The sequence below is a fragment of the Bradyrhizobium sp. ORS 111 genome (genome assembly GCF_045571485.1).
Lineage (GTDB): Bacteria > Pseudomonadota > Alphaproteobacteria > Rhizobiales > Xanthobacteraceae > Bradyrhizobium.
In genome coordinates, this window is sequence record NZ_CP120701.1 from 5,808,054 (window position 1) to 5,823,988 (window position 15,935).

At 65.3% G+C, this 15,935-nt stretch carries 16 protein-coding genes; 2 read left to right on the forward strand and 14 right to left on the reverse strand.

Annotated elements, in window-relative coordinates; genetic code table 11:
• Positions 1–12 precede the first annotated feature (12 nt).
• Both P6U30_RS26800 and P6U30_RS26805 read right to left on the reverse strand, forming a co-directional pair.
• Positions 13–3,195, reverse strand: coding sequence for an efflux RND transporter permease subunit (locus tag P6U30_RS26800; RefSeq protein WP_407165860.1), 3,183 nt, complete (start codon positions 3,193–3,195; stop codon positions 13–15).
• A gap of 26 nt (positions 3,196–3,221) precedes the next feature.
• A complete protein-coding gene (locus tag P6U30_RS26805) occupies positions 3,222–4,466 on the reverse strand; it encodes an efflux RND transporter periplasmic adaptor subunit (RefSeq protein WP_407165861.1) in 1,245 nt (414 codons plus the stop codon).
• 202 nt (positions 4,467–4,668) lie between these two features.
• Here P6U30_RS26805 and P6U30_RS26810 point away from each other — a divergent pair, with 202 nt between their 5' ends.
• Positions 4,669–5,280 carry a TetR/AcrR family transcriptional regulator gene (locus P6U30_RS26810; protein ID WP_407165862.1) on the forward strand — a complete coding sequence of 204 codons (612 nt, stop codon included), beginning with the start codon at positions 4,669–4,671 and terminating at the stop codon, positions 5,278–5,280.
• Between the two features lie 3 nt (positions 5,281–5,283).
• Here the strand turns inward: P6U30_RS26810 and P6U30_RS26815 are convergent, their stop codons facing one another.
• The 9 genes from P6U30_RS26815 to phnG are packed head-to-tail and all read right to left on the reverse strand — an operon-like array spanning position 5,284 to position 12,246.
• Positions 5,284–5,895 (reverse strand): pyridoxamine 5'-phosphate oxidase family protein, encoded by a 612-nt coding sequence (locus P6U30_RS26815; RefSeq protein WP_407165863.1) that lies wholly within the window; start codon positions 5,893–5,895, stop codon positions 5,284–5,286.
• Between the two features lie 30 nt (positions 5,896–5,925).
• Complete coding sequence (phnN, locus tag P6U30_RS26820) at positions 5,926–6,522, reverse strand: phosphonate metabolism protein/1,5-bisphosphokinase (PRPP-forming) PhnN (protein ID WP_407165864.1); 597 nt, start codon at positions 6,520–6,522, stop codon at positions 5,926–5,928.
• Positions 6,519–7,673, reverse strand: a complete 1,155-nt coding sequence (locus P6U30_RS26825) for an alpha-D-ribose 1-methylphosphonate 5-triphosphate diphosphatase (RefSeq protein WP_407165865.1) — start codon at positions 7,671–7,673, stop codon at positions 6,519–6,521. The genes phnN and P6U30_RS26825 overlap by 4 nt, the downstream gene beginning before the upstream one ends.
• Positions 7,674–7,686: 13 nt before the next feature.
• Positions 7,687–8,385 (reverse strand): phosphonate C-P lyase system protein PhnL, encoded by a 699-nt coding sequence (phnL, locus tag P6U30_RS26830; protein WP_407165866.1) that lies wholly within the window; start codon positions 8,383–8,385, stop codon positions 7,687–7,689.
• A gap of 8 nt (positions 8,386–8,393) precedes the next feature.
• Entirely contained in the window at positions 8,394–9,191 is a 798-nt protein-coding gene (phnK, locus tag P6U30_RS26835) for a phosphonate C-P lyase system protein PhnK (protein ID WP_407165867.1), read from the reverse strand.
• Positions 9,184–10,068, reverse strand: coding sequence for an alpha-D-ribose 1-methylphosphonate 5-phosphate C-P-lyase PhnJ (locus tag P6U30_RS26840; protein ID WP_407165868.1), 885 nt, complete (start codon positions 10,066–10,068; stop codon positions 9,184–9,186). The genes phnK and P6U30_RS26840 overlap by 8 nt, the downstream gene beginning before the upstream one ends.
• A complete protein-coding gene (locus P6U30_RS26845; RefSeq protein ID WP_407165869.1) occupies positions 10,065–11,168 on the reverse strand; it encodes a carbon-phosphorus lyase complex subunit PhnI in 1,104 nt (367 codons plus the stop codon). Before P6U30_RS26845 ends, P6U30_RS26840 begins: the two co-directional genes overlap by 4 nt.
• A gap of 3 nt (positions 11,169–11,171) precedes the next feature.
• A complete protein-coding gene (gene phnH / locus P6U30_RS26850; protein ID WP_407165870.1) occupies positions 11,172–11,780 on the reverse strand; it encodes a phosphonate C-P lyase system protein PhnH in 609 nt (202 codons plus the stop codon).
• A 4-nt stretch (positions 11,781–11,784) separates the two neighbouring features.
• Entirely contained in the window at positions 11,785–12,246 is a 462-nt protein-coding gene (phnG, locus tag P6U30_RS26855; RefSeq protein WP_407165871.1) for a phosphonate C-P lyase system protein PhnG, read from the reverse strand.
• Between the two features lie 104 nt (positions 12,247–12,350).
• Here phnG and phnF point away from each other — a divergent pair, with 104 nt between their 5' ends.
• Entirely contained in the window at positions 12,351–13,076 is a 726-nt protein-coding gene (gene phnF / locus P6U30_RS26860) for a phosphonate metabolism transcriptional regulator PhnF (protein WP_407165872.1), read from the forward strand.
• A gap of 112 nt (positions 13,077–13,188) precedes the next feature.
• Here the strand turns inward: phnF and phnE (P6U30_RS26865) are convergent, their stop codons facing one another.
• The 3 genes from phnE (P6U30_RS26865) to phnD form a co-directional block, all read right to left on the reverse strand.
• Positions 13,189–14,037: a phosphonate ABC transporter, permease protein PhnE gene (phnE, locus tag P6U30_RS26865; RefSeq protein ID WP_407165873.1), complete on the reverse strand. Its 849-nt coding sequence runs from the start codon at positions 14,035–14,037 to the stop codon at positions 13,189–13,191.
• Positions 14,034–14,918: a phosphonate ABC transporter, permease protein PhnE gene (gene phnE, locus P6U30_RS26870; RefSeq protein ID WP_407165874.1), complete on the reverse strand. Its 885-nt coding sequence runs from the start codon at positions 14,916–14,918 to the stop codon at positions 14,034–14,036. The genes phnE (P6U30_RS26865) and phnE (P6U30_RS26870) overlap by 4 nt, the downstream gene beginning before the upstream one ends.
• 77 nt (positions 14,919–14,995) lie before the next feature.
• Positions 14,996–15,925, reverse strand: a complete 930-nt coding sequence (gene phnD / locus P6U30_RS26875; protein ID WP_407165875.1) for a phosphonate ABC transporter substrate-binding protein — start codon at positions 15,923–15,925, stop codon at positions 14,996–14,998.
• Positions 15,926–15,935 lie beyond the last annotated feature (10 nt).

The window sequence follows — 15,935 nt, forward strand, 5'->3', positions numbered from 1 at the left end:
ACGCACGCGGCATCATGCCGCGTGCGCCTTGTTCGGGATCGTCGCCTCGCCGTGCTGGGTCAACGGCTTCATCCCTGTGAGGCTGCGCAGCAGCACATAGAATACCGGCGTCAGGAACAGGCCGAAGATCGTGACGCCGATCATGCCGGAGAACACGGCGACGCCCATCGCGCGCCGCATCTCCGAGCCCGCGCCGGTCGACAGCACCAGCGGCAACACGCCCATGATGAACGCCATCGACGTCATCAGGATCGGCCGCAGCCGCAGCCGGCTTGCCTCGATCGCGGCACGGATTGGCGAACGTCCGGCGAATTCAAGCTCGCGCGCAAATTCGACGATCAGAATCGCGTTCTTGGCCGATAGTCCCACCAGCACGATCAGGCCGATCTGGGTGAAGACGTTGTTGTCACCCTTCGAGAGCCAGACGCCGAACATCGCGGCCAACAGGCCCATCGGCACGATCATGATGATCGAGAGCGGCAGCGTCAGGCTCTCATAGAGCGCGGCGAGCACCAGGAACACCAGGAGGATCGCCAGCGGAAACACCCAGAGTCCCGAATTGCCGGCGATGAATTCCTGATAAGTCAGGTCGGTCCATTCGAAGGCAAAGCCGGGCGGCAGCACCTCCGCGGCGATCCGCGTCGCCGCCTCCTGCGCCTGGCCGGAGGAATAGCCCGGCGCCGCGGCGGCGTTGATGTCCGAAGACAGGAAGCCGTTGTAGCGGATCGCACGCTCCGGACCCGCGCTCTGGCGGACCTTCAGCAGCGCGGACAGCGGCACCATGTCGCCCGAGGACGAGCGCACCTTCAACTGCCTGATATCGTCGGCCCGCGCGCGGAACGGAGCGTCGGCCTGGACATAGACAGAATAGGTGCGCCCGAACTTGTTGAAGTCGTTCACGTAGTACGACCCCAGATAGATCTGCAGCGTATTGAACACCTCGGTCACGGGCACGCCGAGCTGCAGCGCCTTGGTACGATCGATGTCGGCAAAGAGCTGCGGCACGTTGACCTGGAAGCTGGAGAACGCGCCGGCGATCTCCGGCGCCTTCTGGATCGCGGCCATGAACGCCTTGGTCGCATCGTTCAGCGCCTCGTAGCCGAGGCCGGCGCGGTCCTCGATCTGCAGCTTGAAGCCGCCGATGGTGCCGAGCCCGTTGACCGGCGGCGGCGGGAACATGGCGATGAAGGCCTCCTGGATGCCGGCATATTTCTTGTTCAACGCGGCTGCGATCGCCTGACCACTCAGCGAAGGATCCTTGCGTTCGTCGAACGGCTTCAGCGTCGAGAACACGATGCCGGCATTGGAGGAATTGGTGAAGCCGGAGATCGACAGGCCCGGGAACGCCACCGAGCTCTCGACCCCTGGCTGCGTCAGCGCGATGTCGCTCATCTTGCGGATGACTTCCTCGGTGCGGTCGAGCGTGGCGCCATCAGGCAGCCGTGCAAAGCCGACCAGATATTGCTTGTCCTGGCCCGGCACGAAGCCGCTCGGCACCTGCTTGAACAATACGCCAGTGACGCCGATCAACAGCACATAGATGCCCATCACCGCGGCCTTGCCGAAGATCACCTTGGAAACGGTGCGGCCATAGTTCTCCGAGGAGCGGGTGAAGACACGGTTGAAGCCGCGGAAGAACCAGCCGAGCCCCTTCTCCAAGATCAGCGTCAGCCGGTCCTTCGGCTCATGGTGGCCCTTCAGCAGTAGCGCCGACAGCGCCGGCGACAGCGTGAGCGAGTTGATCGCCGAGATCACGGTCGAGATGGCGATCGTCAGCGCGAACTGCTTGTAGAACTGCCCCGTGAGGCCGGAGATGAAGGCGAGCGGCACGAACACCGCGATCAGCACCAGCGCGATCGCGATGATCGGCCCCGATACTTCCCGCATCGCCTGGTTGGTGGCATCGCGGGGCGACAGCCCGGACTCGATGTTGCGCTCGACATTCTCGACCACGACGATGGCGTCGTCGACCACGATACCGATCGCCAGCACCAGGCCGAACAGGCTGAGCGCATTGATCGAGAATCCGAATATGTGCATCACCGCGAAGGTGCCGACGATCGACACCGGGACCGCGAGCAGCGGGATGATCGAGGCGCGCCAGGTCTGCAGAAACAGGATCACGACCAGCACGACGAGCGCGATCGCCTCCAGCAGCGTGTGGATGACGGCCTCGATCGAGGAGCGCACAAACTGCGTCGGATCGTAGACGATCTGGTAGGACACGCCTTCCGGCATGTTCTTCTTGATCTCCGCCATGGTGGCGCGAACATTGTCCGAAATCTGCAGCGCGTTGGAGCCGGGGGCCTGGAAGATCGGCAGGGCGACCGCCTGCTTGTTATCGAGCAGCGAGCGCAGACCGTATTCGGAAGCGCCGAGCTCGATCCGCGCGACGTCGCGCAGCCGCACCACCTCGCCCCGCGAGCCTGTCTTCACGACGATGTCGCCGAACTGCTCCTCGGTCGACAACCGTCCTTCGGCGTTGACGGAGAGCTGCAAGTCGATGCCTTTGACGCTGGGCGACGAGCCGACCACGCCGGCGGCCGCCTCGACGTTCTGCGCCTGGATCGCACGCACCACGTCGCTCGCGGTCAGGCTGTGCTCGGCGGCTTTCTGCGGGTCGACCCAGACCCGCATCGAATAGTCGCCGGCGCCGTAGATCTGCACGTCGCCGACGCCGTCGATCCGCGCCAGCCGGTCCTTGACATTGAGCACCGCATAGTTGCGCAGGTACGTCATGTCGTAGCGATTGTTCGGGGACAGCAGATGCACGACCATGGTGAGGTCGGGCGAGCTCTTCTTGGTGATGATGCCGAGCTGGCGCACCACCGCCGGCAAGCGCGGTTCGGCCTGCTGCACGCGGTTCTGCACCAGTTGCGTCGCCTTGTCGGGATCGGTGCCGAGGCGGAAGGTCACGGTCAGCGTCATCGCGCCGTCGGTGGTCGCCTGGCTGCTCATGTAGAGCATGCCCTCGACGCCGTTGATCTGCTCCTCGATCGGGGTTGCGACCGTCTCGGCGATCACCTTCGGATTGGCGCCGGGATAGGTCGCGCGCACCACGACCGACGGCGGCACGACGTCCGGGTATTCCGAGATCGGCATCGCCAGGAGCGAGATCAGGCCGGCCAGGAAGATCAGGATCGACAACACGCCTGCAAAGATCGGCCGGTCGATGAAGAATTTTGAAAGATTCATGGTGATGCCCCGGGCGCAGCAGCTTGTTAGCGCTGCGCCGTGTGCTGGTTGGTCTCGGCCGATGCCTGCTGCATGCCTCGCGCGCCCATCTCGGCGACTTCAGTCTTCAGCAGTGCACCGGGACGCACGCGTTGCAGCCCGTTGACGACGATGCGGTCGCCCGATTTCAGTCCGGCCGTCACGACGCGCAGACCGTCGACTGAGCCGCCGAGCGTGATCGAGCGATAGACCGCACGATTGTCGTCGCCGACCACCATGACGAACTTCTTGTCCTGGTCGGTGCCTACGGCACGCTCGTCGATCAGAACCAGCGTCTGCTGTTGCGGCTGGCCCATGCGCACGCGCGCGAACTGACCGGGGATCAGTCGGCCGTCATCGTTGCGGAACACGGCGCGGACGCGGATGGTGCCGCTCTGGCCGTTGACCTGGTTGTCGATGAGTTGGATGTGCCCCTTGGCGCCGAGGCCGCCTGATGTCGTCATGTCGACCGGGATCCGACCGAGGTCGCCGCGCTTGCCGGAGGCATCGGCGATCGAGTTCAATGCCCGCAGCACCACCTCCTCGTCCGCATCGAAGCTCGCGTAGATCGGATTGACCGAGACGAGCGTGGTCAGCACCGGCGAGGCGGTGCCGGCGGCGACGAGGTTGCCGACGGTGACCTCGATCCTCCCGACCCGGCCATCGACCGGCGCGCGGACCTCGGTGTAGTCGAGGTTGAGCTTCGCCGTCTGCAGCGTGGCTTCGGCCGCCTTCACATTGGCGATCGCCTCACGGTTGGCGTTGTCGCGCTGGTCGAAATCGCGCTTGGTCACGATGTTGTTGCCGACGAGTTGCGCGCCGCGCTCGACCTCGGTGGCGGTGAAGACGGCGCGGGCCTTCGCAGCCTCGAGCTGCGCCTGGGCCTTATCGACCTCGGCGGCATAAGGCGCGGGATCGATCTTGAACAGGACATCGCCCGCCTTCACCAGCGCGCCCTCGGTGAAATTGGTGGCGAGGATCGCGCCGGCAACCCGCGGCCGAACCTGGACGCGGTCGACAGCCTCGAGCCGGCCCGAGAAGTCATCGAACAGGGTGGTCCGGCGCGGCTCGACGACGGCAACGGTCACGGCCACCGCCTGTTCGGGAGGAGCGGCCGCGATAGTCGCCTGCGCAGCATAAAAATAGCGGCCGGTTGCGATCGAACCGGCCACCACGACGGCGCCGAGGATCACGATACCGCCGACGCTGCGTCGGAAACGGCCGGAACGGGAGGTTTGGGTCAGCGAGGGCATTTGCGCGCTCCAGATAACTGTAGTGTTCGCTACAGATGTGGAGCTGGACGCGGGTCCGCAAGATACTTATGTATCGGACGCTAGGAAATTCTTAGCAGACTGTTGGGGAAACTGGAAGTCAAGGGAAAGATCAAATTCGACAACAGGATAGAGTGGGGAGAATCCGTCACAGAAACGGCACCCGGCTCAGGGAGTGAGACACATGGCTATGGGACGTCCCCGCGCTTTCGACGCCGACGCGGCGTTGGACCGGGCTATGGAGGTGTTCTGGCGGCACGGTTACGAGGGCGCAACGATCGCGCAGCTCACCGAAGTCATGTGCATCAATCCGCCGAGCCTCTACGCCGCCTTCGGCAGCAAGGAGGGGCTCTTGAAGGCCGCCCTCGACCGATACACCGAGAAGCGCAACGCCTGGATGGAGAAAGTGCTGAGCGCCCCCACAGCCTGCGACGTGGCGGAGCGAATGCTGATGGAGACCGCCGACGCCCAGACCGACCCCGCCAACCCGCCGGGCTGCCTGCTGGTCCAGGGCGGCCTCGCCTGCGGCACCGGCTCGGCCAACGTCCCGTTCGAACTGGCCGCGCGGCGCGCGCAGACCGAGGAGCAGTTGCGCGAGCGCTTTGTGCGCGCAAAGGCCGAGCATGATCTCGGCGAGGCCGCCGATCCCGCCGCGCTCGCGCGCTATCTCTCCGCCATCACCGCCGGCATGGGCGTGATGGCCTCCTCCGGTGCCGACCGGGAGGCATTGCGCCAGGTTGCAGCGGTGTCGTTGAAGGCGTTTGAAGAGCAATCGAAGGGCAAGCAAGCCGCCTAGCCATCACCACATCGTCTGCCGCGCACGCTCGGGCCATTCCCGATCGTATTTTTCGCCGCCGACGGTGTTTGCGCTCATCTCGGCGAGGATCTGGCCTGGTGTCGGCAATGTCCTGGGGTCAACCCGCTTGTCTGGATTCCAGAGGTCGGAACGCACGATCGCGCGGGCGCATTGGAAGTACATCTCCTCGACCGTCATCACGATGACCGTGCGCGGCGCCTTGCCCTCCATCTTGAACGAGGCAAGCAACTCGGGCTCTGTCGTGAGATAGGCGCGGCCATTGACGCGCAGCGTGCTGCCCGAGCCCGGGATCAGGAACAACAGCCCGACGCGGGGATCGCGGACGATGTTGCGCAGCGAATCGCAGCGGTTGTTGCCGCGGCGATCCGGCATCATCAGCGTCTTCTCGTCATGGATGCGGACGAAGCCCGGCAGATCGCCGCGCGGTGAGCAGTCGAGCCCTTCGGGCCCCGCTGTCGCCAGCGACACGAAGGGCGATTTCTCGATCAGCGCGCGGTAGAGCGGCGTCACGCGGTCCGCGACCTTCACGGTCGAGGCATCGTTCGGGAAACCATAGATCGCCTCGAGTTGCTCGATCGTCTCAATCACCGACATCAGTGCCCTTTCTCGTTTGGAAGTCGCCGCCTAGCCGTCCCAGCGCTCGCCCTTGATGACGCGGACAAGCTGCCGCGCGTGATAGTCGGCGGTGCCGGAATTGACGATGGTGAAGTCCGGCGTCGCGGTGGTTTCGTCGACGGTGCGCGCCAGCCGCTGCGCGAGCTGGCCGTCGCTGGCGCGGGCGCGCATCGCGATTCGTGCGGCGAGCACATCCGGCGGCGCGGTGATCGAGACGACCACGACATTGGCGTAGTTGCGGCGCGCGGCCGAGATCACTGTGCGCGAGACATTGGCGATCACGGTGCGGCCGGCTCCGATGTCGTCGTCGATTATCCGCGGCAGCGCATAGCGATGCCCATGGGCTTCCCAGTGCATGGCATAGTCACCACCAGCCACCGCGCGCTGGAACACCTCCGCACTGACCTCCTCGTTGTCTTCCGAGGCAGAGGCCTCGCGGGTGATCAGGCGGCGCGGAAACACGATGTTGCGGTCATCGCTACAGGCCGCCTTCGCCAATCCCAGCAGCGTGTCCTTGCCGGCGCCGCTTGGGCCGACCACCAGCACCAGCCGTCCCGGGCCGATCGCGCCGGCACGCGGCGCGGCGATGATCGGAGCTTCGCTCATGCGACCCTCCTCCCTTCGCGCCAGACGCTGCGCACCACCGGCAGGCCACGCGCGATGTGCACCCGAATCAGATCGGCGCGTTTGCCGACCGCGATCTCACCGCGATCGGCAAGCCCGACCGCCTCGGCCGGCGTCTTCGTCACGGTGCGGACCGCCGACGCAAGATCGATCGTCGGCACCCGCTGCGGCAATTGCAGCGCCGCCATCAACAGGCTCGACGGGATATAGTCCGACGATAGGATGTCGAGCATGCCCTCGCGCGCCAGGTCGACGGCTGCGATGTTGCCGGAATGCGAGCCGCCGCGCACGACGTTCGGTGCGCCCATCAGAATGTCGATGCCGGCGGCGTGCAGTCCGCGCGCGGCTTCCATCGTGGTCGGGAACTCCGCGACCGACACCTTGTCATTGACGGCATCTGCCACGTTCTCGTCCGTGGTGTCGTCGTGGCTCGCCAGCGGGATCTTGTACTCATGCGCCAACGCGACGATCGCGCGCATGTTGGTCGCGGCATATTCCTTCTGATAGGCGAAGCGCTTTGCGAACAGCACGTCGAGCTGGGCATCGGTCATGCCGCCGCCCTTGCCGCGGTAGTAGTCGCGCAGCTTCACCTCGTCGCGGAACTGGCGCTGGCCCGGCGTGTGGTCCATCAGCGACATCAGCCGCACATCCGGGCGATCGATCAGCTCCTTGGCCTCCGCGACCACGTCGGGCATCGGGATTTCGCAACGCAGATGCAGGAAGTGATCGGCGCGCAGCAGCTTCTCCTCGCGCGCCGCCGCGATCGCCTCGGCCAGCAGGCCGGCGCGGCCGTCGACGCCCTCGGCGCCGTCCTCGCGCCACACGCGGAGCGAATCCAGCACCGTGGTGATGCCTGACGTCGCGACCTGTCCGTCATAGGAGATCACGGCCGCAACCGGATTCCAGTACACCTTGGGCCGCGGCACGTAGTGCATTTCGAGATGATCGGTGTGCAACTCGATCATGCCGGGCATGATCAGATCGCCGCCGGCGTCCTCAGCCGCTTCGGGCGCCCTGCCCTCGCCAAAGTCGGCGACCTTGCCGTCTGACATCGCGACCCAGCCCTGCTCGATCACGCGATCGGCGAGAGCGACTCGGGCGTTGCCGATGACGGTGTCTTGCTTGGCGGTCATTTCAAACGGTCCTTCAGGCAGCAGCGGCAAACGAGGTCACATCGACGATACGATCCGCGATCAGATGCCGGATCTCATCGTCATGGACGATCGCGACCATCGCGACGCCCTTTGTCTTCTTTTCTGCAATCAGTTCAACCACCACGGCACGGTTGGCGGCGTCAAGCGACGCGGTCGGCTCGTCCAGCAGCAGTATCGGCAGATCCGAGATAAAGCCACGGGCAATGTTGACGCGCTGCTGCTCGCCGCCGGAGAAGGTTGCGGGCGGCAGCGGCCACAGCCGCTCCGGAATATTGAGCCGGCGCAGCAGGCGGCCGGCGCGTGTGCGAGCCTCCTCGCGGGCGACGCCGTTGGCGATCAGGGGCTCGGCGACGACGTCGATCGTCGCTACCCGCGGCACGGCGCGGAGGAATTGGCTGACATAGCCGATGGTCGAGCGGCGGATGCTCAACACCTGGCGCGGCTCGGCGGTGGCGAGATTGATCACCGCCCCATGGTGGCGGATGCCGATCCGGCCGCGATCGCAACGATAATTGCCGAAGATCATCTTCAGAATGGAGGATTTGCCGGCGCCCGACGGGCCCGACAACACCACGCATTCGCCCGGGTCGACGTGGAACGAGACGCCGCGCACGACCGGCAGCTCGACGCCGCCCTGCAGGTGCATGGTGAAGGTCTTCTCGGCGTTGGCAAGTTCGATCATCGCGGTCATTGGCGGGCTCATGGCGGCAGAATCGAGGAAACGAGCAGTTGCGTATAGGGCTCGCGCGGATCGTCGAGCACCTGGTCGGTCAATCCGGTCTCGATGACGCGGCCGCCCTTCATCACCATCACGCGGTGCGACAGCAAGCGCGCGACGGCGAGATCGTGGGTCACGACAATGGCGGCAAGGCCGAGCTCGCTGACGAGGTTGCGCATCAAATCGAGCAGGCGCGCCTGCACCGAGACGTCGAGGCCGCCGGTCGGCTCATCCATGAACACCAGCCGCGGCTCGGTGACAAGGTTGCGTGCGATCTGCAGCCGCTGCCGCATGCCGCCGGAATAGGTCTTGGGCGCATCGTCGATGCGGCCGACATCGATTTCGACCCGCTCGAGCCAGGTCGATGCGGTGTCACGGATCCGGCCGTAGTGATTCCAGCCGACCGCCATCAGCCGTTCGCCGACATTGGCACCGGCCGAGACCGCCATGCGCAGCCCCTGCGCCGGATCCTGGTGCACGTAGCCCCAATCGGTGCGGAACAGGAAGCGCCGCTCGGCTTCGCCAAGGCCGGCGAGATCGCGCAGCACGCCATCGCGCATCCGGTAGGACACCCGCCCCGCGCTCGGCGCGAGCTGCGCCGACAGAAGCTGCAGCAGGGTCGACTTGCCCGATCCAGACTCGCCGACGATCGCCAGCACCTCACCGGGATAGAGCGAGAAGGAAACGTCGCGACAGGCCGCGAGCGGACCGTAATTCTTGGCAAGCCCTTCGGCGACCAGCAGCGGCTGGTCGTTGTCGGGGTGCGACTGCTCAGACATGCGCCTTCTCCTTGTGCGGCGCTGCGCCGAGCGCGCCGTGATGACCGGCTGCCTGGCGCTGCTCGCAGAAATCGGTGTCCGAGCAGACGAACATCCGCCCACCCTTGTCGTCGGTGACGATCTCGTCGAGATAGGAATCGTCGGCGCCGCACAGCGCGCATGGCGCATCGAAGCGGTAACGCGTGAACGGATGGTCCTCGAAATCGAGCGAGACCACGGTGGTGTGCGGCGGGATCGCGTAGATGCGCTTCTCGCGGCCGGCGCCGAACAGTTGCAGCGCCGGGCAATTGTCCATCTTCGGATTGTCGAATTTCGGCGTCGGCGACGGATCCATCACATAGCGCGCGTTCACCTTCACCGGATAGGCGTAGGCGGTCGCGATGTGGCCGAACCGCGCGATGTCCTCGTAGAGCTTCACATGCATCAGCCCGTATTCGGCGAGCGCGTGCATGCGCCGCGTCTCGGTCTCGCGCGGCTCGAGGAAGCGCAGCGGCTCCGGGATCGGCACCTGATAGACCAGCACCTGCCCCGCATGCAGCGGCGCCTCGGGAGTGCGGTGGCGGGTCTGGATCACGGTCGCCTCCGTTGTCGAGGTCGTGGTCGCCACACCCGCGGTCTTGCCGAAGAACTTGCGGATCGAGATCGCGTTGGTGGTGTCGTCCGAGCCCTGGTCGATCACCTTCAGCACGTCGTCAGGCCCTAGGATCGCTGCGGTCACCTGCACGCCGCCGGTGCCCCAGCCATAGGGCATCGGCATCTCGCGGCTCGCGAACGGCACCTGATAGCCGGGAATCGCGATCGCCTTGAGGATCGCGCGGCGGATCATCCGCTTGGTCTGTTCGTCGAGATAGGCAAAGTTGTAAGTCGGCGCGTTCATTCCGCGGCCTCCCGCATTTCCGGCGAATGGTTCGCCTCGGCGAATTCCTGCCGCAGCTTGCGCAACAGGCCGAGCTCGGACTGGAAGTCGACATAATGCGGCAGCTTCAGATGCTCGACGAAGCCGGTCGCCTGCACGTTGTCGGAATGCGACATCACGAACTCCTCGTCCTGCGCCGGCGAGCTCACCTCTTCGTCAAGCTCGCGCGCGCGAAGCGCGCGATCGACCAGCGCCATCGACATCGTCTTGCGTTCGCTCTGCCCGAACGCCAAGCCGTAGCCGCGGGTGAAGCACGGCGCCTCGGTCGCCGAACCCTTGAACTGATTGACCATCTGACATTCGGTCAGCTCGATCGAGCCGAGCGGCACGGCGAAGCCTGCGTCCTCGGCGAAGAACTCGACCTCGACGTCGCCGAAGCGGATCTCACCCGCGAACGGATGGTTGCGGCCATAGCCGCGCTGCGTCGAATAGCCGAGCGCGAGCAGGAAGCCCTCATCGCCGCGCGCGAGATTCTGCAGCCGCAGGTCGCGATCGGCCGGAAAGCTCAGCGGCTCGCGGGTGAGATCGCCGACCGGCGCGTCGGCATCCGCCTGCGGCGAGCCTTCGATCAGGCCGTCGCGCCCGAGGATGTCGGTCACACGCGGCGTCGCCGCTTGCGACGCTTCCGCCGTCACCGGCTGCTCCGGTACGAAACCTTCGGCCAGTTGCGGATCGAGCAGGCGATGGGTGTAGTCGAAGGTCGGCCCCAGGATCTGGCCGCCCGGAATGTCCTTGAAGGTCGAGGAGATCCGGCGACGCACCTGCATCTCGCCGGTATTCACCGGCTCGGTCGCGCCGAAGCGCGGCAGCGTGGCGCGGAAGGCGCGGACCAGGAAGATCGCCTCGATCATGTCGCCACGCGCCTGCTTGATCGCGAGCGCCGCGAGCTCGCGATCATAGAGCGAGCCTTCGGTCATGACGCGATCGACGCCGAGCGAAAGCTGCTCGGCGATCTGCGCCAGCGACACTTCCGGCACATCGCGGTCGCCACGCCGCTCATGCGCGAGCAGGCGGTGGGCGTTCTCGATGGCGCGTTCGCCTCCCTTGACGGCTACGTACATGGCTTACACTCCACTTGCGACCAACCGCGTGGTGCGCGGGATCGCGGCAATCGCATCGTCATCAACCAACACGACGTCGATGCCGCGCGGGAACAGGGCTTCGTTGATCGCAAGCCGGGCGAACAGGTCGCGCGGCTGGATCATCGCTTGCAGCAGCGCGGTGCCGTCGATGCCCGGGCCCTTCAGTTCGAAGGCCGGTCCTCGCGTCAAGCTGTCCACCTGCAGGATCAGTGTGGTCGAGCGATCCGGATATTCGCTGCTGCCGAAAGCGAAGCGGTCGAGCGCCGGCAGGTTCGCGGCGTCGCCGATCAGCGCGAAACTGGCGACCGAGGGATCCGCGATCACCGGCGCGCTGGTGTGAAACTTGAGCCATCGCGCGACGTCTGGTGTCGCCGACATCGCGCCATCGAGCCAGATCGGCGTGTCGTGATCGAACAGCGTCAAGGCGACCGCAGCCGTGCCGCGCATCACCCCGGCGGGCGTCCCCGCACTCGCCGAGACGCGCTGGACGCTGCCCGGACGCGCCATCGCGTCCATCACCGAGCGGAACGTCGACTGCGCCGACAGCACCTTGTCGGCAAAACCTGCGGGCAATTCGGCAACCGTCGTCATCGTATCATCCCTCACCGCGCACCATCGTGTAGAAATCGACCCGCGTCGCCGCGGTCTCGGCGGCCTTGCGGCCGCGTTCAGCGTCGATCGCCGCACGCAGCGGCGCAATCACCTTCGCCTCCACCTCACCGGACAACGCCGCCGATTGCACCATGGCGTCGCACAGCGCGATCATCTGCGCCTTTTGTGCATCGCGGCCGAGCGTGTAGCCGAAACCGACCTCGCCGGTCGCAAGTCGCACCGCGGCGCGCGACACCGTCGCCTCGCCCAGATTGAACGGCGCGCCGTCGCCGCCGACCCGGCCGCGCAGCATCACGAGGCCGTTCTCTGGCTCGCGAAGATTTTCATGCGCAGGCAGCGCGATCTCACGCATTCGCTCGGCGATCGCGGCCGCGCCGGAATGCGCCAGCACCGCCATCGCGGCCTTGCGCTGCGCTTGTTTGCTGTTCGGTCCGGTCGAAGCCATAAGCAACCTTGCCTGATTCAAGTTGTCTATGTTAATAGACAACTTGATAGCGGAGCGCCATGACTGTTTCGTGACAAACTGAAGATTTCTGCTATCACGGCGCCATGAGCATGCAGGAAAGTTCCGGCGTCGCCTTGTGGCGGCAGGTCGCCGACGGCATCGAGCGCGGCATCGCTGACGGCCGCTTCGTCGCGGGCGAAAAGCTGCCCGGCGAGATGGAGATTGCCGAGACCTACCGCGTCAACCGCCACACCGTGCGGCGGGCGCTGGCGGCGCTGGCGGAACGCGGCCTGGTGCGCGCCGAGCGCGGCAGCGGCACCTATGTCGAGGCGCAGCGCCTCGCCTATCCGCTGCGCTCACGCACCCGATTTTCCGAGATCGTCGGCGCCGGCGGACACGAACCGCGCGGCCAGTTAATCGACGCCCGTGACGACGTCGCCACCCGAGAGATCGCTCGCGAGTTGGGCTTGAAGATCGGCGCTCCCCTGGTCCGGATCGAGTCGGTCCGGCTCGCCGACCGCACCCCGATCTGCGTCTCCACCACTTGGCTGTCGGCCGAACGGTTTCCCGACGCCGGCAGCGTGTTCGCCAACGTCCGCTCCATGACGAAGCTGCTGGCGCATTACGGCGTGAAGGACTACCGGCGTTCCTCGACCCGGATCACCGGAGCGATCGTCGACGCCACTGACGCGGCACGGCTCAATCTCGCACTGGGCCATGCGGTGCTCGTCGTCGATGCCACTGACGTCGACACCGCGGACAAGCCGCTCGTCACCAAGCGCTCGCGCTTCGCCGCCGAGCGCGTGGAATTTCTGGTGGAGAACGGTTGAGGACCGTAGGGTGGGCAAAGCGAAGCGTGCCCACCTTCTCCTGCGCCGAGCCAGAATGGTGGGCACGGCGCTGCGCGCTTTTGCCCACCCTACGAATTACTGAGCTTGGTCTCTACGCGACCGCTCTCCGCCCGATGATGGCGAAGCGGAGCTTGCTGGAGATGAAGTCGATCGCGGCGACGGCGATCAGGATCATCAGGATCAGGAACGACACCTTTTGCCACTCCAGCACGCGGATCTGCTCGGCGAGCTGCAGACCGATGCCGCCGGCACCGACGATGCCGATGATGGTGGCCGAGCGCGTATTCGACTCGATGAAATAGAGCACCTGGCCTGCGATGACCGGCAGCACCTGCGGCAGCAGGCCGAAGCGGATTTCATGCAGCGCATTGCCGCCGGAGGCCCTGACGCCCTCGACCTGCTTGCGATCGGCCCCCTCGATCGCCTCGGAGAACAACTTGCCGAATGCACCGAAATCCGACACCGCGATCGCCAGCACGCCGGCAAACGGGCCGAGACCGACGACGTTGATCCAGACCAGCGCCCAGATCAGCGTATCGACGCCGCGGATCGAATCCAGGAACCGGCGCACCGGAAAGCGGATCAGGTTCGACGGGATGATATTGCGCGCCGCCAGCAGGCTGACCGGCAGCGCCATCACTGCCGCAAGCGTGGTGCCCAGCAGCGCGATCGACAGCGTCTCGCCGAGCGCCTGCATGTAGAGCGGAAAGGACGAGCCGGGATTGGGCGGGATCATCATCATGGTGATCCAGCCGAGCTGACTGATGCCGGTAATCAGCTTCGTCGGCGAGAAATCGAGATCGACGAGGCCAAATACGAAGATCACGAGCGCGGCCACGATCATCGCCGGCGTCGCCAGCCGCGCCGAGGCGGGCCGCTCGAACACCTCGGGATATTTCGCCCGCAGCTCACCGGTATTCGGCGTCGGCAATTGGCTCATCGGCGCGTCTCCTTGCCGAACAGCCGGGCGCGCAGCCAACCGGTGGAGATGTCGATGAGGAACACCGTGACGATGATCATCACGAGAATGGCGCTGACATCGGAATAGTAGAACTTGCGGATCGCGACCACGAGCTCCTGGCCGATGCCGCCGGCGCCGACGAAGCCCATGACCGAGGCCTCGCGCACGTTGATCTCGAACCGCAGCAGCGCATAGCTGGCGTATCCGGCCACGACCTGGGGCAGCACGGCAAAACGCATGCAGGACGGCCAGCTCGCGCCGGTGGATCGGATGCCCTCGACCGGCTTCATGTCGGCATTCTCGACGATCTCGGCGAACAATTTGCCGAGTGCGCCGGTGGAGTGAATCGCGATCGCCAGCACGCCGGCCATCGGCCCTAAGCCGAAGGCGATCACGAAGATCAGCGCGAACACGATGCCGGGCACCGTGCGGGCGAATTCCAGCAGGCGGCGCACTCCGAAGCGTAGCCACGGCGACGGCGACGTGTTCTCGGCGGCGAAGAAGTTCAGAGCGAAGGCGAGCACGGCGCCGGTCAGCGTACCGACATAGCTGATCAAGAGCGTCTCGCCGAGCAGCTTCAGCCATTTCTTCCAACCCCAGAGCCACTCGGCCGGATTGGTCCAGACCCGCCCGCCTGAATCGAGGGTGAGGATGCGATCGAAATAGCTGACGAAGTTGCCGAAATAGGTGAACAGCGTGCGCAGATTCACTTCCGCGCCGAGCGCCGCGATCAGAAGCGCCGCGCAGAACACCGCGACCGCCAGCGTCGCCTTCAGCCGCTTGCGAGCGATTGCCTTGCGATAGGCATCGTTCAGCGCCGCCAGTTGCTGGGCTGGGAGAACGGATACGGCGGTCGCCATCGCAGGCCAATCTGCTCGAGAAAGTAACGGAAAAAGGGCCGGGTCATAGAACCCGGCCCAGTTCAATGCACGTGCGATCAGGACGCCTTCTTGCGCAGATTATCCACGAACTTGATCAGCTCGATGGTCTTGTCATAGTCGGCATTGGTGATCGATTGCCACGGACGGTTCTTGCCGTCGGACAGCTTTTTGAAGGCCTCCGGATCCTTCTTGTCGGCATCGAGGAACGCCTGCTTGATCGCGGCCTTCATGTCGTCGGGCAGGTCGCGGAGATAGGCATAGGGCGAGTTGATGATGAGGTCGGACTTCGAGATGATGCGGAAGTCTTCCTTCTTCATCGGCGTGCCGTCGCTCGACTTCACCATGTTCTTGTTGAGCATGCGCGTGAGGTTGGAGTCGTCGTCGGCGTTCCACCAGTTGGCGGCGACGTCCACGGTGCCCTGCGCCAGCGCCAGCACGGCGTTCTCGTGGCTGCCGGTGAAGATCACCTTGGAGAAGAAGCTGTCCGGATCGATGCCCATCTGGTTCAGCTTGAAGCGCGGCATGTTGTTGCCGGAGGTCGAATTGGGATCGACCAAGCCGAGATTCTTGCCCTTGAGATCCTCGACCTTCTGATACGGGCTCTTGGCGAGCACGTAGAACACCGAGTAATAGCCCTTGGAGCCGTCGGCATTGACGTCGATTACGAACGCATCGGTCTTGACGCCAGTGAGAAGGGCACGCGAGAACGACGCCGGACCGTAATAGCCGATCTGGATGTTGCCGGCGCGCTGCCCCTCGATCACCGCTGCGTAGTCGTTGGCGACGCGCAAGTTCACCTTGATGCCGAGTTCCTTCGACAGGTAGCTGATGAACGGCCCGAAGCGCTCGGTGACACCGGAGCCGTTCTCGGCCGGAATCACGGCAAAGGTGATCTCCGGATACTTCGACTTCCAGTCCGAGGCCGAAGCCGAGCCGGCGAACGCCAGCGAGGCAGCGCCGGCCAATACGGTGCGACGAGTGATCATGATAAACCCC